Below are 18967 nucleotides of genomic sequence, written 5' to 3' on the forward strand. Positions count from 1 at the left end.
TTAAATTCGCAATTGATCGGGTTATCTAATGGATGAATGCAAGATTGTTCTGGACCAAAATGCGATAGAAATGCGCCTATACCAATACTGTCATGCGGTAGACACCTGCAATTATGATCTACTTTGCGATGTGTATTGGCCTGACGCGGTTGATGATCATGGGTTCTACGTCGGTAGTGCCTATGAATTTGCTGCATATAATACCAGCAACACGCCACTGGCCTTCGAGTCAACGTGGCACAGCGTTACGAACATTGTCATCAAAATCGATGGCGACGTGGCCGATGTGGAAAGCCGGCTGATAGCCTACCATCGGCTGCGCGCCGATACCGAATGGCTGGAGCCGATTCTCGGCAGCGACTATGCGAGTAGCCACGCCGGTCAGCAAACGAGCCACGATTACTTGGTCGGCGGCGGTTACACGGATCGCTTCGAAAGGCGGCAAGGCGTTTGGCGTATCGCCAATCGCCGCGCCTACACCAGTTGGCAAACGGCGGCACCGTCCGCTCTGACTGGCCTCAGCGGCCTGTTCGGCGCCGAGATAGGGCCCTCTCTTAGAGCCTTATCCGAAAGTAGTTGAGCAATGCCAGTATGATGTGGTTCATCAAGCCCCTCAAATTCCTCCCAGGTGGCAAGCCGGGTCTCGTTGGTCCGCGCCCACGTCAGCAGAGTGAACAGCAGGGCATCGCGCGTCACCGCCCGTCGTCGGGGATTTTCGTCACCATCATAGGCGTGGATCGCCCTGACGAGCGCAGGCAATTCCCTTGCCCCGACCCGCGGCATATGGCGCACCCGTGGCTTGGGGCGTAGCAAAGTCGCCAGTCCGGCAGCCGGGTCATGGCTGGCCCAGCCCTGCGGGATAGCGAAGAGATAGACCTGGCTGACATGCTGACGCAGCCGGCGGCTTACATCGAGCGCCCCGCGCGCCTCGACCGCCCGGAGCATATCCAATATATCGGCGGCCGAGATTTGCTTGAGATCGCGCTGCCCCAGTGCAGGAAATACGTCCCGCTCCAGACGCGAAAGGATGCGTGCTGCATGGCCCGGCTCCAGCGCGCTCACCCGATTGGCATGCCAGGCCCGTGCGGCAACCTCAAAGCTGACGATCGGCACTGCCGCCCTGGGTTCAGGATCTTCGCCCCTGGCAATGGCGAGCTTGGCCTCAGCGCGACGCAGACGTGCCTGTGCGAGACTAACCTCAGGATAGCGTCCGAACGAAAGCAGCTTCTCTTTACCGTCGAACCGATATTTCATGCGCCAAAGGCGCGAGCCGGTAGGACGGACCAGCAGATAAAGGCCTTGGCCATCTGCGAGCTTATAATCTTTGGAACGCTTTGTTGCGTAGCGGACCTCGAGTTCCTTGAGCGGCATGGGGGTATCTCCGACTGAGCGCCGACGATTACCCCAGAAAATACCCCCAAATGCAAATCGACGTCCTGGGATTTGCCGCGATCCGATGAGCGACATTGCGATCTCAGGAAACGGCACGAATCCGCCAAAAGAGGCATAAAAAAACCGCTCCGGGATGATCCAGAACGGTTTGATACCTGTTTATTTGGTTGCGGGAGGCTGCAACCACCATTACTTGCGACCTACTAACAGCCATTTTTCTATCAACGCCAAATCCAACGCGGAGGGAATGGTTGCTAAAAATGGCAGCTTTCATTCCATCCTATTCCGAACTGCAGCGTGAGTATCGGTTCCCCCGCTATGCTTAGAGTCGGTCTGTAACCGTGGTGTGAAGCTTGCGATTACATAGAGTAATCGCGGGGTTGGGAACACCGGCGCGATCAGCGTTGCGTTGGAAGGGTGGTTGCCCCCCGATAGGATGAAAAACGGGCTCACGATTGACACCGGGCCCAGCATCAAACGGGAGACAACCATGGGACAGTTTATCGGCATCGACGTGTCTTTAAAAGAGAGTTTTATCTCGGTGCGCCAAGGTGGCCAGCGGATTTGGCGCGGCACATGCCCATCTGATCCCAAGCTGATAGCGGAGATCATCCGCAAACGTGCGCCGAACGCGGAACGTGTCGTGTTTGAAACCGGACCGCTGTCAGTCTGGTTCTACCACGCGCTGAAGCAGGAAGGCTTGCCCGCGATCTGCATTGATGCGCGCCATGCCAAGCCGGCGCTCGATATGGCGCGGAACAAGACCGATGCGAATGATGCAGACGGCCTGGCGCATCTTGCCGAGGTCGGCTTTTACCGCGCAGTGCGCGTGAAGAGCTTCGATAGTATGCAGACCCGCACGCTGGTTGCAGCACGCAATCAGCTGGTCAAGATGACGACCCAGCTGTCAAACCAGATTCGCGGTCTGATGAAGACGTTTGGCTTGGTCGTTCCCAAAGGCGCCGGGCGCGTGTTCGAGGGTCATGTGCGCAGTTTGCTGGCGAGCAACGCCGGGCTTGAGCAGATCATCCTGCCGGTGCTCGAGGCCTGGCGAAGCATCCGCGCCCGTACTGCCGAATTGAGCAAGCAGCTTATTGCCTCCGCGCGCGTGAGCGAGCAATGCCAGCTGCTTTCGTCGATTCCAGGCGTCGGTGTGGTGACCGCCTCTTCCTTCGTTGCGGCAATCGAGGACCCTGAAAACTTCCGGAAGTCGCGTTCGGTCGGTGCCTGGGTCGGCTTGACGACCAGGCGCTACCAGTCAGGCGAAGTTGATTACGACGGTCATATCTCCCGGCGCGGCGACAACCATCTGCGCGGACTGCTGTACGAAGCGGCGACCGTGATCCTCACGCGCACCACGGCGGATAGCGCGCTGCGTATCTGGGGGCTGAAGCTCAAGGAGAAGATCGGCTTCAAACGAGCCGCCGTCGCGGTCGCGCGCAAACTCGCCGTGATCATGCATACCATGCTTCGAACGGGTGAGCTGTTCGACCGTTCGATCCCTGCCGAGGCCTGACATGAGCAACATGACAGCAAGGACCGCTATGATGCGCTGAACTCAACTTCCCTATCGTTTGCGTCCATGCCGTGGACGCGTCGATCCGTCCCTGTCGGGACGCGGACAGGATCATTCCGCTTTGTGGGCTGCGCTTGCCACTATTCTGGTAGCAAAGTGCGTTAATTACATTGGAAGATCCGTCCCACGAAGACCTATCCTGCGGCGGGCATATCTCGACCGCGTAAACGACCCTGTACCCGACAAACGGTAGTACCGGCGCGACCGAAACTGAAGCCGCTGACAACCTCGCTCACACTATGCCATCTGCGATGCCGCAATCGTAGATCAAAGACAGCTGTACGAAATCGTCCTTGACGGGGCCGCGATTATACGACCCATAAGTATTTGAATCGCTTACGGGTGTTGGAGAGAAAATTGTTGAATCGGATGGGTTTTGATGATGTAACCGCCCCCCGACGTTCGTAATATGCGAAGGTGGGCCTTCAACGATTGATGAAGGAGAGCGGTGATGTCGGAGATTGTTACGATCGGGCTCGATTTGGCGAAGCGCGTGTTTCAGGTTCATGGCGCTGACGGGGTGGGTCAGGCGATTCTTCGCAAGAAGTTGAGCCGGGATCAGGTGCTGCCATTTTTCAGCGCGCTTCCACCATGTACGGTAGCCATGGAAGCTTGCGGAGGTTCGCATTTCTGGGGGCGGGAGATCGCGCTGCTGGGCCATGATGTTCGCCTGATCCCGCCGGCATATGTGAAGCCGTTCGTGAAGTAATGGATAGGTGAGCATTACTTTACTAATCATCAGGTTCTCAAAATGCGAAGGAACGTGCGCTGATCGGCTGATTGTCAGCGTTCCTGCTCACGATTCCTTCGCATTATTTCAGAGGCGGTCGAGCCAGGCGAGCAGGCTCGGATCACGTTTCCAGGATGATGAGCGCCCCGTCGCCGCCGGCACGGCGACCTGTTCCAATGCCTTTCGCTTCGTTTCCAGATTGGCCTTCGCATAGTGATTGGTGGTGTCGAGGCTCACATGTCCAAGCCAACTGCGGATGACCGTGATGTCCACGCCCGCCGACACAAGGTGGACGGCGGTCGCGTGGCGGAAGCTGTGAGGCGTTACGTGCTTTGTTTGCAGCGACGGCATGGTTTCAGCCGCCGCCTTCACATAGGCGGCAAGCTTGAACCGGACGCCCGAGGCGCTGAGCGGTTCTCCGTAACGGTTGACGAACAGCCGCTGGTCTGGTGCCCGCGGTTGCCGCTCAAGCAGCTTCTTCAACAACATCACGGTTTCCGGCCAGAGCGGACAGACGCGCTCCTTGCGGCCCTTGCCAAGGAGCCGCACGCAACCTGGGCTTTCGAACCGGATGGCCTCGGGGCACATGTCGAGCGCTTCCTGTATTCGCGCGCCGCTGTTGTAGAGGAACGAGAGCGACGCATGGTCGCGCATGCCTTCGAGGGTCGATTGATCTGGCTGGGCAAGGATCGCCGCCACTTCCGGCGGATCCAGATAGCAGGGTTCCGATACCGGCGCCCGCTTGATCGGGATGTTGAGGATTTCGACGCATTGCGCGATCGATGCGGGATCCTTGGTAGCCACGAAGTTGAAGAAGCCGCGGATTGCAGCAAGCCGGCAGTTGCGGGTACCGATCGTACCGCCGCGCTCGTGTTCAGCGTGCCTCAGGAACGCCGTGACCTGCGCGGCAGTCAGATCGACCAGCGAGATCATCGCAACCTTCTTTTTCGCGCGATCAGCGACGAACCGGAGGAAGAGCCGCCAGGTGTCGCGGTAGGAACGGACCGTGTTGACCGACGCATTGCGCTGCTCAACGAGCCATTCGTAGAAGAATGCGCGCATCAGTTCCGGGAATGGATTGGTCCTGCTCATGACCGCACCTCCCGTTCAAGATTGAGGCATGGAGCGCCCATAACCCTGAACCGTTCGTTCGCGAGATGCAGCAGATCCTGCGTGACGGTGATGTAGACCAAGGTGGAGTTGATATCCCGGTGTCCCAGGTAGGTCGCGAGAAACGGCAATCGATCCTGCGGGTTGATCCCCAGACGATACCATTCAAGGATCCGGTTCACGACCATCGAGTGCCGCAGATCATGTACGCGAGGCCCGAGTTGCCCTTGCAGCGGCTTTAACCCGGCGCGGCGTATGACGTCCGTAAGCACCCAGGTGACCATTTCGGGCGTGTAGCGGGACCTGCCGTGGGCGTGCCAGAACAGGGCGGAGTGCGGATCCTGCGATGCGCCAGCCCGACGCCGTGCAGTGATGTAGGCCCGCAGCTCGGTCATCACACTATCAGGGAGTGGCAGGATTCGGGTCTTGAAGAACTTGGTCTGCCGAACCGTGATGGTGCCGTCACCGGGATTAACGTCACCAAGATCGAGCCTGGCCAGTTCTCCCCGCCGCAGACCCGAACAGTAGGCCAGCAACAGCATGGTGTAGATGCTCAACGGACGAAGTGTTGCGCGCGGCGAGGGATACGAACGGGCAACGTCGAGCATTCGCCGAACGTCGCCAGGAGAGTAAATATGGGGCTTGCGCCACTGCTTGCCCACTGAAGCCAAGGAAGTCGAACGTTTCTGGCCTCCGTTGACCGCGAGCTTTTCGACGTTCGGCAACAAACTTGCCGAACTCTATCAGCCGCGTTTTCTCCGGGTGTAAGCTCAGCCCAAACTCGGCGAGCCGCTTTTCGAGATCTTTCCTGAAGCGCGTTGCATCCTGGTTATGCTGGAAACCAACGATGGTGTCATCGGCATAGCGCACAACGATCACATCGCCGCTCGCGTGCCTTTTTCGCCATGCGTTGACCCAGAGGTCGTAGGCGTAGTGAAGATAGATGTTCGCGAGCAGCGGTGAAATCACCGCCCCTTGCGGGGTCCCCTCCTTCGCTTCGATTTTACGACCGTCCTCCAGCGCGCCCGCCTTCAACCATTTCTGAATGAGACGAACGATCCGTTTGTCGCCGATCCGGTGCTCGATAAATCGGATTAGCCACTCGTGGCTGACCGTATCGAAGAACCGGCTAATATCGGCATCGAGGACCCACCTGACATTCCGTCCTTTGATCCCGTACGCAAGCGCATCCAGCGCATCATGCTGTGAGCGCCCGGGCCGGAACCCGTAGCTGAAGCCCAGGAACTCCGCCTCATAGATTGGCGTGAGGATGGCTTTCACCGCTGCTTGGACGATCTTGTCTTCCATAGCGGCGATGCCGAGCGGCCGTTGTTTGCCATCTGCCTTCGGTATGTACCGTCGACGGGAGGGCAACGCTCGATACGCTCCTGCGTGCAGACGCTTGTGAAGGCCGATGAGTTTATCTTCGAGCTCCTCTGCGTACGCTTCCCACGTCACGCCATCGATGCCCGGGGCCGCTTCTCTCGCAAGCGAGAAGAACGCGGCGCGGAGCACGTCGACGTCGATGTGGTGCATGAGTGCGCTGTCAGCTTCACCTTCCTGTTCCTGTTTACAGCTCCTCGTATGCGAGACTGCGCCTGTGACAAGGCTTCCCGGCTCAGAGTCCGGACCCTGCTTTGCCGTCTCACATTTCCGCCGACCCCGCCGCTTCCCTCCACCAACTCCGCCACGGCGTGCGCCGCTTTGTTCGCCGGCTTCACCGGTACTATCAGCAGGTCCGACTTCTCCGATCCACTCATCGGCTTTGGCCCTCGGCCTTCCCCATGAGCCCCTGCACCCGGCTGGTGAGGGCAGTTCGGAGATCTCCCGGTTCCGTCAGGTGACCGGCGCAAAACCGTTACAAGTCCATTCCTCCCGCCATGCTGCCGGGGATCGGTCGGCTCGGAGCCGGCGCCTGGACCATCTTCTCACAGCAACGGCAGGACTTCTTCGGGCGTGCGACTTCGATGACTTTGAGCTTTGCCGTGATCATCTCGAGGATCTCGCTCACGTCTTCGCCCACGAGACGCAGCTCACCGCCGCAATCCGGGCACGTGCTGCCCGGGTCGAGCTCGCGGCGCTCGCGCGGCGTATCCGCCGAGACGCGCGGCCGGCGCGACGATCGCGATGCGGAGCTGATGTCGGCAGAAGTGGCCGTGCCTTGCACGTCCGGCTCCTTCTGATCGCTCGTCGTCAGGCCCTGTTGGGCGACGGTGACGAGCACGTCTTCGAGTGCAAGCTCGAGCTGCTCGATCTCGCGTTCGATCTTCTCGGAGGATTTGCCGAAAGCCTGCTTCCTGAGCTTGGCGATCTGCAAACGAAGGGCCTGGACGACCAGGTCATGGGCGCGCAGCGTCGTCGTCAGCTTCGTGTTCTCGGCCTGCAACCGGGCGACCATCGCCTTGAGGAGAGCCGGGTCTTCAGGAAGATCGGGCGCTGCGTTCAGCATGGCTCCTTCTACGGGAAAACCGTCGAAAAGCCTAGCAAAACAGCCGTTCTCCCAGACGGATGCGTGTTTCGGAAAATTCCGGACAGTTATTTCACTAAATCGCGGACAGGCATTTCAGTAAATACGGGACAGTGATTCCGCTAAATCCCGGACAGGGTTTGGGACAGGATCAAGGTTAGGTTTTGTGATGCGCCGCTCTGGCATTGTTGCTCTTCATCGTTGCGATGGGAGGGGTGATGCCAAGGCGGAAGCAGACGAGACGAACCGACGTGAAGGACATGCGATCGATCCTCCGGCTGACCTACGATCAGGGTTTGTCGGTACGGGCCGTGTCAGAGCGGCTGAAGCTTAGCAAGACGACGGTGTCGACCTATTTACTGCGGGCGCGCGAGGCTGGGCTGACAGGCTGGCCGTTGCCGGCCGGCTACGACGACGACGCAGCGATCGAACGGCTGGTGTTCCGCCGTGTCGGCCGCCCTCCTCAGGATCTGGGCGAGCCGGACTGGCCAGTGGTTGCGCGGGAGATCAAGCGCAAGGGCGTGACGCTGGTTTTGCTGTGGCAAGAATATCGGGCTGCCCATCCCAATGGCTATGGCTATACCTGGTTTTGCGATCGGTTCCTGTCCTTCCAGCGGCGGACCCATGTCAGCTTTCGCAATCGGTATGAGGCGGGCACCGTCCTGCAAACCGATTATGCCGGGCAGACTGTGCCGCTGATCGATCCTGTGACGGGCGTCATCACCCAGGCACAGATCTTCGTAGCGGTGCTGGGTGCTTCATCCTTCACCTTCGCAATGGCCAGCTTGAGCCAGCAGTTGCCGGACTGGATCGACGCGCAGTGCCGGGCATTGGCCTTTGTTGGCGGCGTTCCGCGCGCGATCGTGTGCGACAATCTGAAAGCGGGCGTTGCCAAAGCGCTATGGTTCGAGCCCACGCTCAGCGCGACCTTTGCGGCGATGGCCGAGCATTACGATACGACGATCCTGCCTACCCGGAGCCGGCGGCCGCGCGACAAAGGAAAGGTCGAGGGCGCAGTGTTGATCGTGGAGCGCTGGATCCTGGCGCGGCTGCGCAATCGGCGCTTCTTCAGTCTGGCGGATCTCAATGCCGCGATCGCGGACTTGCTGGTTGATCTCAATGATCGGCCCATGCGCCATGTCGGCAAATCCCGTCGCGCAATCTTTGACGAGATCGAACGGACGGCATTGGCGGCGTTACCTACGTCGGTGTTCGAATATGCCGAGTGGAAACGCGCCAAGGTCCATCCTGATTATCATGTCGAGGTCGACAAGACCTTTTACTCCGTGCCGCACGGACTGATCGGCCGGCAGGTCGATATCCGCCTGACGCATCGAGTGGTCGAGATCTTCTACGATCATGCGCGGGTCGCCAGCCATATGCGGACATCGCAGCGCCGTGGGCACGTTACCGTGAATGAGCACATGCCCAAGGCGCATCAGCGCTATGCGAATATATCGCCAGCGAGCCTGATCGAGCGCGCCAGGAAAACCGGTCCTAACACAGCGACGTTCGTGGAAAGGCTGATGATCGACAAGCCACATCCCGAGCAGGGCTATCGCTCCGCCATGGGCGTCCTCTCGCTGGCCCGGCGCTACGAGCGCGATCGGCTTGAAGCCGCCTGCGATCGAGCGCTGGTGATCGGCGCCGTTACCTACTCATCCCTCAACGCCATCCTCAAAGCCGGGCTCGACAAGATCCAGCCGACAGCGGGGCCGCTCAAACCAACACCGGCGCACGGCAACATCCGTGGCGGGTCCTATTATCAATAATGAAAGGACGATCTTGTGCTGACGCATCCTACCCTTGATCAAATGCATAGCCTGGGGCTAGCGGGCATGGCGGCCGCGTGGCGCGACATTGCCGAGCAAGACACCGCTGGCGATCTGACCCGAGACGAATGGCTCGGGCTCATGCTGGACCGCGAGATCGCCACCCGCGCCGATCGACGGCTGACTAATCGTCTTGCCAGCGCGAAACTGCGCTTTGTCGACGCCTGTGTCGAAAATATCGACTTCGCGGCGCATCGCGGACTGGATCGCCGCAATATCCTCTCGCTCGCACAGGGTGCCTGGCTCAAGGCAAATGAGAATCTCATTATCACCGGCCAAACCGGCACGGGAAAAACGTGGCTGGGATGTGCGTTCGGGCGACAGGCGGCGCGCCAGGATCACTCCGTCTTATATCTGCGCATGCCGCGCCTGTTCGAGGATCTTGCACTCGCGCGCCTCGACGGTCGCTTCCCACGCGTCGTCGACAAGCTTGCCCGCGTTCAGCTGCTCATTCTGGACGACTGGAGTACCCATAGTCTCAACGATCAGCAACGCCTTGATCTGCTCGAAATCTTCGAGGAACGGTATCGCCGCAGATCCACGCTCATCACCGCCCAGCTCCCCGTGGCGGCCTGGCACGAAATGATCGGCGAGCCCACGATCGCCGATGCTATCCTCGACCGCATCGTCCACAATGCCCATCGCATCACGCTGAAAGGAGACAGCATGCGGCGACAAAAAGCTCCGCATGGCTTGACCCAGGAAGCAAATATCGAAATCACTCAACCCTGACAGCAACCAGGCATCCACTGCCTACACCAGCTGTCCCGGATTTACTGAAGCGCTTGTCCGGGATTTAGCGAAGCAGCTGTCCGACTTTTGCGAAATACGCAGACGGAAAGTTACCCTGCCAGAGCCGGCGGTGCGCCCCAGCTCGGGCGTCTCCAGTCGATCCCTTCCCACAGCATCGCGAGTTGGGCCGAGGTCAGCCGCGCCGTTCCGTCAGCCGCCGAGGGCCAGGGAAAACGGCCTCGCTCCAGGATCTTGTAACTCAGTTGGAAATACAGGCGGTTCATCGGCCCCGTTGGAGTTTGTGACCGTAACCCACCCCTTCCATCCGTACTGCGGACAGAAGGGGGAATGCGTTGCGAGGCGCGGCAATCGATCTGGCAAGCGGTGGTTGTTGCGCTTTGCCGATGGTCGGATTTGCTCCGTTCCGCCGCAATGGACGGATGCGATAGCGCCTGATCCTGAGATTATCGAAGGGGTCGGGCACGCTCTATGTAGCCTTGCGGATTTGCTGGAACTCAGTGAGCACGTGGCATGCCTCGTGTCTGAGCGGGGTACTGTCAGGGGGAAGCGGCGTAAGGGTAATTACGCCGCATCTGTAAAGGGAAATACGCCGCAATGTCCCTGGGGGTTACGCTAAATGGAAGGCATATCTATCGCTCTACCGCGAATCGTCGGCGTCATTCAACTTGACGACTTAGCCTTATGCGGCATATTGTATCTTACAAATCTTAAGTTGACGTTGGAGGCTGCAGGTGCCGAACACGGGCAAGCAAAACCAATCGAAGGCGAGTGTTTTAGCCGCAGATGGCACGCTCAACCCCGCGCCCGAGAAAGTGGGCGATCCGAAATTCCAGGAGGACGGCTTCTTCGATCCGCGCGACGTCGTGCAAGTAAAATACGAGATGCTGCGGCGCGTATCCGTCGACAAACTGTCCGTGACCGAGGCGTCGGACGAATATGGGGTCTCCCGACCGACCTTCTATCAGGCCAAGGCAGGCTTCGAAGACGCGGGCCTAGCCGGCTTGGTGCCGGGGAAGCGCGGACCGCGCGGTCCGCACAAACTTCAAGGCGAAGTGCTGGCGTTCCTCAAGGCGCAGGTGACCCCAGGCGATCCCATCCGGGCACGCGAACTGACGGACCATATCCGGACAAGGTTCGGCCTCGATGTCCATCCCAGAACGATCGAGCGCGCGCTCGGTGTAAAAAAAACTGTGTGACCAGCACGGGTGCGCAACTGCATTCTGCGATGCAGTCACGCGCCACGGAGCGATACGAAATATTGCGCGCGGCCGCACTTGGCGCCGCGCTTCCCCCAGAGGCGCGCAGCGGCCTCACCATCCTTTTGCACCGTGGCATGTGGGCCTGGGTTCGCGCGATATTGCAGGCACCCCGCGACGGTCCATCCGCCGCCACGTCACCGGCTAGAATATCGATACCAGTTGAAACTTCCGAACGACGCACAGTCATCCACCTGCTTGCTGCCATGGTGATGGCAGCCCCTGAACGGAGGAGAACGGCATGAACGAGAAGCTTAAGGTCCAACCGCATCACCTCGATCGCGGGGCTTATCTCTATATCCGGCAGTCATCGATGCGGCAGGTCATGGAGAATGTCGAGAGTACCAAGCGCCAGTACGACCTTCGCGGGCGCGCGATCGGGCTGGGATGGCGTGACGACCAGATCATCGTCATCGACAGTGACCAAGGCGAATCAGGTGCCTCAGCATCATGGCGTGAAGGGTTCCAGAAACTCGTGTCCGATGTCGGTATGGGCCGCGCGGGGATCGTCATGGGTCTGGAAGTATCCCGTCTCGCGAGAAATAATGCGGACTGGCACCGCCTGCTGGAAATCTGCGCTTTGGCCGACACACTCATCCTTGACGAGGATGGCGTGTACGACCCCTCCAACTTCAATGATCGTCTGCTTCTCGGGCTCAAAGGAACGATGAGCGAAGCCGAGTTGCATGTCATAAAAGCGCGATTGCGTGGCGGTATATTGAATAAGGCGCGCCGCGGTGAATATCGATGTCCTCTGCCGACCGGGCTCATCTATAATGAGGTTGGCGACGTGGTCCTCGACCCGGACGCCCAAATCCGTGAGGTGGTCTCCCACTTCTTCGAAACGTTCGCCCGTGTCGGGTCGGCTACGCAGACCATCAAGGCGTTCGCTCAGGAAGGGCTCCTCTTCCCGTCCCGACAACGCAACGGCAAGCAGGTTGTCTTCCAACCGCTGACCGCGTCGACTGCCATGCGCACGTTGCACAATCCCCGCTACGCGGGCGTCTATGCCTATGGCCAGCGTCTTTACCACCGGACCATTGATGGAAAGAAGCAGCTTCGCAAACGTGACCCTAAGGAATGGCTTGCCTGCATCCCGGATGCTCATCCTGGCTACATCAGCTGGGACCAATATCAGCACAATCTCAAGGTACTCGAGGTCAATGGCCGAAGTTACGATATAGTGCGCGCCTCGCCGCCTCGCGAAGGCGCAGCCTTGTTACAAGGGCGCGTGATATGCGGACGCTGCGGCAGCCATATGCGAGCCCGCTACGCCGACCGACGTGGACAGGTGGATAGCTGGTATATCTGCTGCCGCGCTTACGCCTCTCACGGTGAGCCTCACTGCCAGTCAATCGCAGGTTGGCCCGTCGACGAAGCAATCGGTGACTTGATCGCCGCCGAAATGACACCCGCCGCTGTGGAGTTGGCGTTGGAGATCAGGAAAGAGATCGAAGCGCACCATGACGAAACGGATCAACTCCGGCTTCGCGCTGTTCAGCGCGCTCAGATCGATGCTGACCTTGCTCAACGGCGCTTTATGCTGGTCGATCCGACCAACCGCCTCGTTGCCGACACCCTTGAGCGAGAATGGAATGATAAGCTGCGCAGCCTGGCTGACGTGCAGGAAGAAAGAGCCCGTGCTCTAAACGACGACCGGCTGACGGTGAATGAGGCAGTTCGTGATCGGTTGATCGCTATGACGACCGACTTTAACAGGCTGCGGAAAAAGGCGCTTGCCTTGATGTGGCATTGCTGATTCCAGGATCCCGTAGAGGCTGTCTCTTATACACATCTAGATGTGTATAAGAGACAGGCGCTGCGCGAGATGGAGGTCACCCCGCACGTAGCCCAGAACCTGTCTCTTATACACATCTAGATGTGTATAAGAGACAGGCGCTGCGCGAGATGGAGGTCACCCCGCACGTAGCCCAGAACCTGTCTCTTATACACATCTAGATGTGTATAAGAGACAGGCGCTGCGCGAGATGGAGGTCACCCCGCACGTAGCCCAGAACCTGTCTCTTATACACATCTAGATGTGTATAAGAGACAGGCGCTGCGCGAGATGGAGGTCACCCCGCACGTAGCCCAGAACCTGTCTCTTATACACATCTAGATGTGTATAAGAGACAGGCGCTGCGCGAGATGGAGGTCACCCCGCACGTAGCCCAGAACCTGTCTCTTATACACATCTAGATGTGTATAAGAGACAGGCGCTGCGCGAGATGGAGGTCACCCCGCACGTAGCCCAGAACCTGTCTCTTATACACATCTAGATGTGTATAAGAGACAGGCGCTGCGCGAGATGGAGGTCACCCCGCACGTAGCCCAGAACCTGTCTCTTATACACATCTAGATGTGTATAAGAGACAGGCGCTGCGCGAGATGGAGGTCACCCCGCACGTAGCCCAGAACCTGTCTCTTATACACATCTAGATGTGTATAAGAGACAGGCGCTGCGCGAGATGGAGGTCACCCCGCACGTAGCCCAGAACCTGTCTCTTATACACATCTAGATGTGTATAAGAGACAGGCGCTGCGCGAGATGGAGGTCACCCCGCACGTAGCCCAGAACCTGTCTCTTATACACATCTAGATGTGTATAAGAGACAGGTTCAGGGCAGTCAGCGATATTCGGGCCTTGTCAGCGAGCGTCTCCTGCGTCCAACCCAGCAACGCGCGTGCGGCCCGCGACTGTCGAGCGGTGATCATGCATGATCACCTCCCATCGCGACCGGCGCGCATTCCAGAACTACGGCTATTTTAGTCGCCTTCGCCCGATACGCCATACGAAATCGTCGAATCTGGCCAGGGCGTTATCTGCACGGTTGAGCATGCAGCCCGACTGATTCGCCTGTATGCCGCAATTGCAGCACTTGTGCTGGCCGCAACGCCGATCAGCGCAAGATGATCCTTAAACGATTCATGGGAAATGATTTCGATATGTTTGGAGATCATTTTCTTTGCGTTTTGCGCTGGATATGATACCCATCCAGATCAATGCAGCAAAAATGATCCGTAAAGGCATCACATGAAGGCGGAAGAAGAAACACTGGGGCTGATCGGCGACCATTTTCGCCGCGCGCGTCTTACAGCGGGGTTGACCCAGGAGCAGGTGGCCGATCTTGCGGGCATTTCGCGCCCGCGCTACCGCGACATCGAGACGGGGGCGGCGGCTGCGCGCACCACGACATTGATCAACATTGCCAGGGCGCTTGGGCTGGAAATGATGCTGGTCCCGCAGGCAATGGTGCCCGCCATCGAGGCGCTTTTGCGCCCCGAGGCCGAGGATGATCATCCGGCCTTCAGCCCGCAACCGGAGAGCGACGATGACAGCCGTCCGTACCGCTGAGACCATCACCGCGCTGGACGTGTTCCTGAACAGTGCGAAGGTTGGCACGATCGTCAGGACGCCTGGTGATTTCAACGCCTTCAGCCTTGATCCGGCCTATCGCGCGACCGGCGGCATTCCGGTTCTGAGCCTGTCACTGCGCGCGGCGTCAGGGGGCTTGCGCAAGGATCCGCGACCTGTCGCAGGCAGCCTGCCGCCCTTCTTTGCCAACCTGCTGCCCGAAGACCGGCTGCGTGAGGCGATGGAAAAGCACCATGCGGGCAATGTACGGTCGGGGAATGATTTCGACCTCCTGGCCACCCTTGGTGCGGACTTGCCGGGGGCTGTGCGTGTGCTGCCCAGTGAAGGGCAACCCGGCATCGGGGCGGCGCCATCCCAAGGGCGGCCCAAGGCCCGCTTCTCGCTGGCGGGCGTGCAGATGAAGCTCTCGGTGATGAAGAACACCGGCAAGGGCGGCGGGCTGACCTTGCCGCTCGGGGATGACGAGGGCCAATATATTGCGAAATTCCCCTCGACCGCCTTTCCGGGCGTGTCGGAAAACGAGTTCGCGAACCTCGCGCTTGCCGAAGCCATCGGCATGGATGTGCCCGAGCGGGAGCTGGTCAGCCGAGACCAGTTCGAGGGCATTCCCGAAGAGTTTGAAACACTTGCCGAGGGGCTGGTCCTGCTCGTGCGGCGTTTTGATCGCGGGGCAGACGGGCAGCGCATCCATATCGAGGATTTCGCGCAGGTTTTCGGCCTGTACCCGGCGCGCAAATATGATGGCGCCGCCTCCCACGATATCGCCTCTGTGCTGAATGTTGCGATCTCGCCGTTCGCCGCGCTGGAGTTTGTCCGGCGGCTGACCTTCTCGGTGGTCATGGGCAATGGCGACATGCACCTCAAGAACTGGTCGCTGATCTATCCGGGCGACGGCGACACGCCCGTTCTTGCACCGATCTACGACATGCTTTCGACCGTGCCCTATATTCCGGCAGATGGGCTGGCGCTGTCTCTGGGCGGCGAGCGGGCCTTCAAGGGCTTGGCCCCGGCCCGCTGGAAGACGTTTGCCAATCGGGCAAGGCTTCCCGAGCCAGCCGTGCTCAAGGCCGTTGTCGAGACGGTGAAACGCATCGATGCAAAATGGTGGACCCTGCCGGAACGCGAAGTGGTCCCCCCGCTCGTGCTGGAACGGATCGACGCCCATGTGAAAACCATGATCCCGATCCTGACCGGCTGAGCAGTTCCAGCCCGGACAGGTCACCGGGCCTGGCGGCTTTCCCGCGGGCACGGGAAAGGCCCCGACCTTGCGGTCGGAGCCTTTGTTCCGCGCCTCAGTCGCCGCGGCGACCGTTGGGGCGGGACCAGATGAGGGAGAAGGTTTCGCCGTCTTCTTCGTCGAAGAGATTGGCGTAGATCGGAGCGTTGAAGCTTGGATCGTCCAGCTTGAGGCCCAGATAGTCGCGGCCCTCGTTGGAGCGCTTGGACCAGGCGGCGCCGATTTCGGCGCGACCGACCAGAACGCGGTGGCTGGGGGCGTTCTCGCCGGTGGCGCGCAGGTCGGGGATGATGCGCACGCCCTTGGCCTGGACGCTGAGGGTGACGATTTCGCCGGTGAATTCATTCGAGCCGGTCTTCTTGAAGGTGCCGATGGTTGCCATTTTAAGTCTCCGATTTCCGTTTCCGAGCCCGCACCATTGCGGCCTCTATGGCGATCGACCGGCCGGAGACGAACGCTGGCGCACCCCAAAGGGGCTGGACAGCACAGGAGAAACTTTCTTGTTCCGCGCGGAATGTCGGCTTTGCCGGCAGGGGAAGAAAGTTGTGACGACGCTGTTGCGCTAGAGCGGTCGAAGCGCATCGCGCTGGTTTTCGGCCAGATCAGGCCATTGAAGAGGCCGTTTGGAGCGGTCGAGACACGGGGGTTGAACGGGGACGATGGCAACCTCGAGGCTCCATCAGGATGACCAGACCGGCGCACCGGCTTGTCTGGTCCCCCGCGTTTCAGGCCGTGCATATCCTTTTCTCCGGCCTGTGCTATCGGCATTGCCCCGACCGGTTTTCGGTCAGTCCTCGAATGCTGGCACTGACCGTCCTGCGCTCCTATGGACCGTGCCTGTGCCTCACGCTGCCCCGGGATCCACACGCTATCTACCCACCCGCCTCCTGACGAAGACGGCAGATGATCCGTATCCGCTTCTGGTCCTGCCTCTACGGGTCACTCCAATTCAGGTGCGTGCAAGGTTCCCGTCCGCAGGGCCGGTTGCCGCCATGCCTGCAACGCGCAGAAAAGCTGTCACGCCCACCGCGACCGCACCGACCACCGAGAAGATGATCTGCCAGGTCTCGGACGGCATCATGTGTTTGACGATCCCGAGCGTAGCGTAAAACCCGACCATGCCCGCCGGGGCGACGAAGGCCAAAGCGATCAGCAGCCGTGCCCAGATCGGACGAACCAGCATGAGCAGGCCCTGACCGACCGCCAGCGTCAGACCCGCAGCGATAAGACCGATGAGGATGCCGCCAGGCCAGCCAGCGCCCGTGCCAAAGGCCCATATGCCTGCGTTCAGGCCGATAAAGAACGGCAGGGCGAAGACGGCGAGATTGAACAGCAGCCAGCACATGGTAACGATGGCTGCAATGGAAACAAGAATTCCGAGAACGATCATGGTGGTGACTCCGTGCAAAAGGTCGGACGGCTGCGCCTTCCACCACCACCATGGCGCAATCACAGCATAGCGGCATTCCTCTCACCGCGCGAGAAGCGATGGCTTTCGAGGCCAGGCCTGTCCGAAAACTAGCAGTTTGAATGAGAAAGCTTATGCGTCTGGTGGACCAGTATCTGCTGCACCTCTACGATGACCATATCGTTGGGCGGAAGGATGTGGGTTAAAGTTTATGGCAGAAGTCGATTGGTCAGATCGGGCATTTTTTGATGACGGCGAATGGGTAAGCTGGTCAGACATTGACGAACAGCTTCGCCACAAGGAATGGGGAGCGAAGTATCCAAACGCCATCCGATCAATGATCCCGTATTTTGAGGGCCTGATCTCACTCGCTGAGAGCTACCATCTGGAGACGGGTCTGCATTTGTCCGTGTATGGCGACATCGGTGAGTTGTTCGGTGCCATCACCTACGGCATCAAGTTGAACAAGACCTACGCGCAGGGTTCGGACGGCAGGCTCGAAAACGATCATGTCGAAATCAAAACCATCACACCTTTCAAGACCAAGGACGTAGTGATGGTGGATACATCGAGGCATTTCAACAAGTTGCTCGTGGTCAAAATAAATGCGGAGTTCCAGGTCTCCGGGCGAATGGTCAGCCGCAAGCAATTGCCAAAGCGCTCAGGCCGTTATCTCCGGATTCGCTGGGAGGACCTGGCGCTCTTGCAGTAGTGCGCAATGGCGTTATGCCGAACCGGCAGCGCTCACGCGCTGCCGGTCCCGAAGCGATAGACCGGGATGCCCATCTTCCGAGCCTTATCGGCTAGGTTGTCCTGAATGCCAGTGCCGGGGAAGATGATCACCCCGATCGGCATCGTGGAGAGCATCTGGTCGTTGCGCTTGAACGGTGCTGCCTTGGCATGTTTCGTCCAGTCGGGTTTGAACGCGACCTGTGCGACCTTGCGATTGTTGGCCCAGGTGGCCGCGATGCGTTCCGCGCCTTTGGGTGATCCGCCATGCATGAGCACCATGTCCGGGTGCTTGGCGTGTACCTGATCGAGCTTGGCCCATATCGTCAGGTGATCGGTGGTGTCACCGCCCGAGAAGGCGATCTTTGGCCCGGCGGGTAGCAGCACCTCGTTGTCGGCGCGGCGTTTTGCGGCGATGAAATCGCGGCTGTCGATCATGGCCGAAGTCATCTGGCGATGGTTGACCCGCGAGCCGGAGCGTTGCGACCAGGGCGTTCCGGTGGTCCGCAGATAGATGTCGGCTGCGGCTTCGCGGAAGGTTTCCATACTGTCGCGGCGCTCAATCAGGCTTTGGCCCGCGCCGATCAGGGTTTCAAGCTGGACGGATTTGACCTCGCTGCCATCCTGTTCGCGCTGAAGGCGCTTTTGTGCCTGCTCGTTATCGTCGAGTTTCGTCTCGATCCGCTCTACAGCGCGGTGGAAGATGTTGACGGTGGACCAGAGGATTTCGTCGAGGTCGAAATCGAGGCTGGTATCGGCCATGGTGGAAATCAGGGCGTCGAAGATATCGGAGACTGCGCCCTGGATGACGTGATCTTCAGGCGTGATCCGGGGATCGGCTTCGTCTTCCGAGGGACGGTAGCCATAGAGTTCGAGTTCTTCGATGGCGTGGCCGGTCGGGGAAGAGGTGTGATCGGGTTCAAAATCGTCATGTGCGTACATGGGATGCGTCCTTCGGCTGGACCGCGACCGTCGCGGCCTTCATGGCGACGAAAGCCCACGGGCGGAACAGTCTGGCAGCCTGAGCCCTGGCGAAGGCCCTGATGGCAAAGCCCGGCTGATTTGTTTCGCGCTGTAAAGGCGGCTCTGCCGCCGACGGAA

15 protein-coding genes and 6 pseudogenes are annotated in these 18967 nt (G+C 59.6%); 12 read left to right on the forward strand and 9 right to left on the reverse strand.

Going from position 1 to position 18967, the window contains the following annotated elements; all coding sequences use genetic code 11:
• The first annotated feature begins 28 nt into the window (after positions 1-28).
• Entirely contained in the window at positions 29-580 is a 552-nt protein-coding gene (locus FE851_RS19680; protein ID WP_145206275.1) for a nuclear transport factor 2 family protein, read from the forward strand.
• Here FE851_RS19680 and FE851_RS19685 read toward each other — a convergent pair.
• The gene (locus FE851_RS19685) at positions 475-1371 is read right to left on the reverse strand and encodes a tyrosine-type recombinase/integrase (protein WP_145206278.1); all 897 of its coding nucleotides are present in this window, start codon (positions 1369-1371) and stop codon (positions 475-477) included. The genes FE851_RS19680 and FE851_RS19685 overlap by 106 nt on opposite strands.
• 511 nt (positions 1372-1882) lie before the next feature.
• Here FE851_RS19685 and FE851_RS19690 point away from each other — a divergent pair.
• Together FE851_RS19690 and FE851_RS19695 are read left to right on the forward strand one after the other, a co-directional pair.
• Positions 1883-2908, forward strand: a complete 1026-nt coding sequence (locus FE851_RS19690) for an IS110 family transposase (RefSeq protein WP_145205433.1) — start codon at positions 1883-1885, stop codon at positions 2906-2908.
• Positions 2909-3419: 511 nt separating this feature from the next.
• Positions 3420-3674 (forward strand): annotated as a pseudogene (locus FE851_RS19695) (IS110 family transposase); the annotation flags it as partial.
• Positions 3675-3785: 111 nt separating this feature from the next.
• On the opposite strand, the gene FE851_RS19700 reads toward FE851_RS19695, so the two are convergent.
• The 4 genes and pseudogenes from FE851_RS19700 to FE851_RS19715 form a co-directional block, all read right to left on the reverse strand.
• Positions 3786-4790, reverse strand: coding sequence for a tyrosine-type recombinase/integrase (locus FE851_RS19700; RefSeq protein WP_145206281.1), 1005 nt, complete (start codon positions 4788-4790; stop codon positions 3786-3788).
• Positions 4787-5455, reverse strand: a pseudogene (locus FE851_RS19705) (tyrosine-type recombinase/integrase); the annotation flags it as partial. The pseudogene FE851_RS19705 and the gene FE851_RS19700, both read right to left, overlap by 4 nt.
• A gap of 61 nt (positions 5456-5516) precedes the next feature.
• Positions 5517-6344 (reverse strand): annotated as a pseudogene (ltrA, locus tag FE851_RS19710) (group II intron reverse transcriptase/maturase); the annotation flags it as partial.
• Positions 6345-6681: 337 nt separating this feature from the next.
• A pseudogene (locus tag FE851_RS19715) lies at positions 6682-7257 on the reverse strand (IS66 family transposase zinc-finger binding domain-containing protein); the annotation flags it as partial.
• 236 nt (positions 7258-7493) lie between these two features.
• Here FE851_RS19715 and istA point away from each other — a divergent pair.
• Together istA and istB are read left to right on the forward strand one after the other, a co-directional pair.
• The gene (gene istA, locus FE851_RS19720; protein ID WP_145206287.1) at positions 7494-9047 is read left to right on the forward strand and encodes an IS21 family transposase; all 1554 of its coding nucleotides are present in this window, start codon (positions 7494-7496) and stop codon (positions 9045-9047) included.
• 42 nt (positions 9048-9089) lie between these two features.
• Positions 9090-9839 (forward strand): IS21-like element helper ATPase IstB, encoded by a 750-nt coding sequence (istB, locus tag FE851_RS19725; RefSeq protein WP_409994517.1) that lies wholly within the window; start codon positions 9090-9092, stop codon positions 9837-9839.
• A gap of 110 nt (positions 9840-9949) precedes the next feature.
• Here istB and tnpB read toward each other — a convergent pair whose 3' ends face one another.
• Positions 9950-10123, reverse strand: coding sequence for an IS66 family insertion sequence element accessory protein TnpB (gene tnpB, locus FE851_RS19730; RefSeq protein ID WP_145206293.1), 174 nt, complete (start codon positions 10121-10123; stop codon positions 9950-9952).
• A 17-nt stretch (positions 10124-10140) separates the two neighbouring features.
• Between tnpB and FE851_RS27350 the strand changes: the two genes are divergently transcribed.
• The 6 genes and pseudogenes from FE851_RS27350 (at position 10141) to FE851_RS19750 (ending at position 15690) form a co-directional block, all read left to right on the forward strand.
• Positions 10141-10476, forward strand: coding sequence for a DUF5372 family protein (locus tag FE851_RS27350; RefSeq protein ID WP_186378934.1), 336 nt, complete (start codon positions 10141-10143; stop codon positions 10474-10476).
• A gap of 247 nt (positions 10477-10723) precedes the next feature.
• Positions 10724-10903 (forward strand): annotated as a pseudogene (locus FE851_RS27355) (helix-turn-helix domain-containing protein); the annotation flags it as partial.
• A pseudogene (locus FE851_RS27360) lies at positions 10890-10940 on the forward strand (hypothetical protein); the annotation flags it as partial. The pseudogenes FE851_RS27355 and FE851_RS27360, both read left to right, overlap by 14 nt.
• Before the next feature lie 417 nt (positions 10941-11357).
• On the forward strand, positions 11358-12875 hold the full coding sequence (locus tag FE851_RS19740) for a recombinase family protein (protein WP_145206299.1): 1518 nt from the start codon (positions 11358-11360) through the stop codon (positions 12873-12875).
• A 1275-nt stretch (positions 12876-14150) separates the two neighbouring features.
• Positions 14151-14471, forward strand: a complete 321-nt coding sequence (locus FE851_RS19745) for a helix-turn-helix domain-containing protein (RefSeq protein ID WP_113730200.1) — start codon at positions 14151-14153, stop codon at positions 14469-14471.
• Positions 14449-15690, forward strand: coding sequence for a type II toxin-antitoxin system HipA family toxin (locus FE851_RS19750; RefSeq protein WP_145206302.1), 1242 nt, complete (start codon positions 14449-14451; stop codon positions 15688-15690). The genes FE851_RS19745 and FE851_RS19750 overlap by 23 nt, the downstream gene beginning before the upstream one ends.
• 94 nt (positions 15691-15784) lie before the next feature.
• On the opposite strand, the gene FE851_RS19755 is transcribed toward FE851_RS19750, so the two are convergent.
• Together FE851_RS19755 and FE851_RS19765 are read right to left on the reverse strand one after the other, a co-directional pair.
• Positions 15785-16111: a DUF736 domain-containing protein gene (locus tag FE851_RS19755; protein ID WP_009450558.1), complete on the reverse strand. Its 327-nt coding sequence runs from the start codon at positions 16109-16111 to the stop codon at positions 15785-15787.
• 567 nt (positions 16112-16678) lie between these two features.
• Positions 16679-17119, reverse strand: a complete 441-nt coding sequence (locus FE851_RS19765) for a hypothetical protein (RefSeq protein WP_145206305.1) — start codon at positions 17117-17119, stop codon at positions 16679-16681.
• A gap of 229 nt (positions 17120-17348) precedes the next feature.
• On the opposite strand from FE851_RS19765, the gene FE851_RS19770 reads away from it, so the two are divergent.
• The gene (locus tag FE851_RS19770) at positions 17349-17849 is read left to right on the forward strand and encodes a hypothetical protein (protein WP_145206308.1); all 501 of its coding nucleotides are present in this window, start codon (positions 17349-17351) and stop codon (positions 17847-17849) included.
• A 32-nt stretch (positions 17850-17881) separates the two neighbouring features.
• Here the strand turns inward: FE851_RS19770 and FE851_RS19775 are convergent, their stop codons facing one another.
• Positions 17882-18808 (reverse strand): DUF2493 domain-containing protein, encoded by a 927-nt coding sequence (locus tag FE851_RS19775; protein WP_145206311.1) that lies wholly within the window; start codon positions 18806-18808, stop codon positions 17882-17884.
• Positions 18809-18967 lie beyond the last annotated feature (159 nt).

Source organism: Sphingobium sp. B2, assembly GCF_007693735.1.
Taxonomy (GTDB): Bacteria; Pseudomonadota; Alphaproteobacteria; order Sphingomonadales; family Sphingomonadaceae; genus Sphingobium; species Sphingobium xenophagum.

What these genes read in the sequence shown, in the direction of transcription:
- FE851_RS19680 (WP_145206275.1), top strand. Translation starts at nt 29, where the DNA reads ATGGATGAATGCAAGATTGTTCTGGACCAAAATGCGATAGAAATGCGC.
- FE851_RS19685 (WP_145206278.1), bottom strand. Translation starts at nt 1,371, where the DNA reads ATGCCGCTCAAGGAACTCGAGGTCCGCTACGCAACAAAGCGTTCCAAA.
- FE851_RS19690 (WP_145205433.1), top strand. Translation starts at nt 1,883, where the DNA reads ATGGGACAGTTTATCGGCATCGACGTGTCTTTAAAAGAGAGTTTTATC.
- FE851_RS19700 (WP_145206281.1), bottom strand. Translation starts at nt 4,790, where the DNA reads ATGAGCAGGACCAATCCATTCCCGGAACTGATGCGCGCATTCTTCTAC.
- istA (WP_145206287.1), top strand. Translation starts at nt 7,494, where the DNA reads ATGCCAAGGCGGAAGCAGACGAGACGAACCGACGTGAAGGACATGCGA.
- istB (WP_409994517.1), top strand. Translation starts at nt 9,090, where the DNA reads ATGCATAGCCTGGGGCTAGCGGGCATGGCGGCCGCGTGGCGCGACATT.
- tnpB (WP_145206293.1), bottom strand. Translation starts at nt 10,123, where the DNA reads ATGAACCGCCTGTATTTCCAACTGAGTTACAAGATCCTGGAGCGAGGC.
- FE851_RS19740 (WP_145206299.1), top strand. Translation starts at nt 11,358, where the DNA reads ATGAACGAGAAGCTTAAGGTCCAACCGCATCACCTCGATCGCGGGGCT.
- FE851_RS19745 (WP_113730200.1), top strand. Translation starts at nt 14,151, where the DNA reads ATGAAGGCGGAAGAAGAAACACTGGGGCTGATCGGCGACCATTTTCGC.
- FE851_RS19750 (WP_145206302.1), top strand. Translation starts at nt 14,449, where the DNA reads ATGACAGCCGTCCGTACCGCTGAGACCATCACCGCGCTGGACGTGTTC.
- FE851_RS19755 (WP_009450558.1), bottom strand. Translation starts at nt 16,111, where the DNA reads ATGGCAACCATCGGCACCTTCAAGAAGACCGGCTCGAATGAATTCACC.
- FE851_RS19765 (WP_145206305.1), bottom strand. Translation starts at nt 17,119, where the DNA reads ATGATCGTTCTCGGAATTCTTGTTTCCATTGCAGCCATCGTTACCATG.
- FE851_RS19770 (WP_145206308.1), top strand. Translation starts at nt 17,349, where the DNA reads ATGGCAGAAGTCGATTGGTCAGATCGGGCATTTTTTGATGACGGCGAA.
- FE851_RS19775 (WP_145206311.1), bottom strand. Translation starts at nt 18,808, where the DNA reads ATGTACGCACATGACGATTTTGAACCCGATCACACCTCTTCCCCGACC.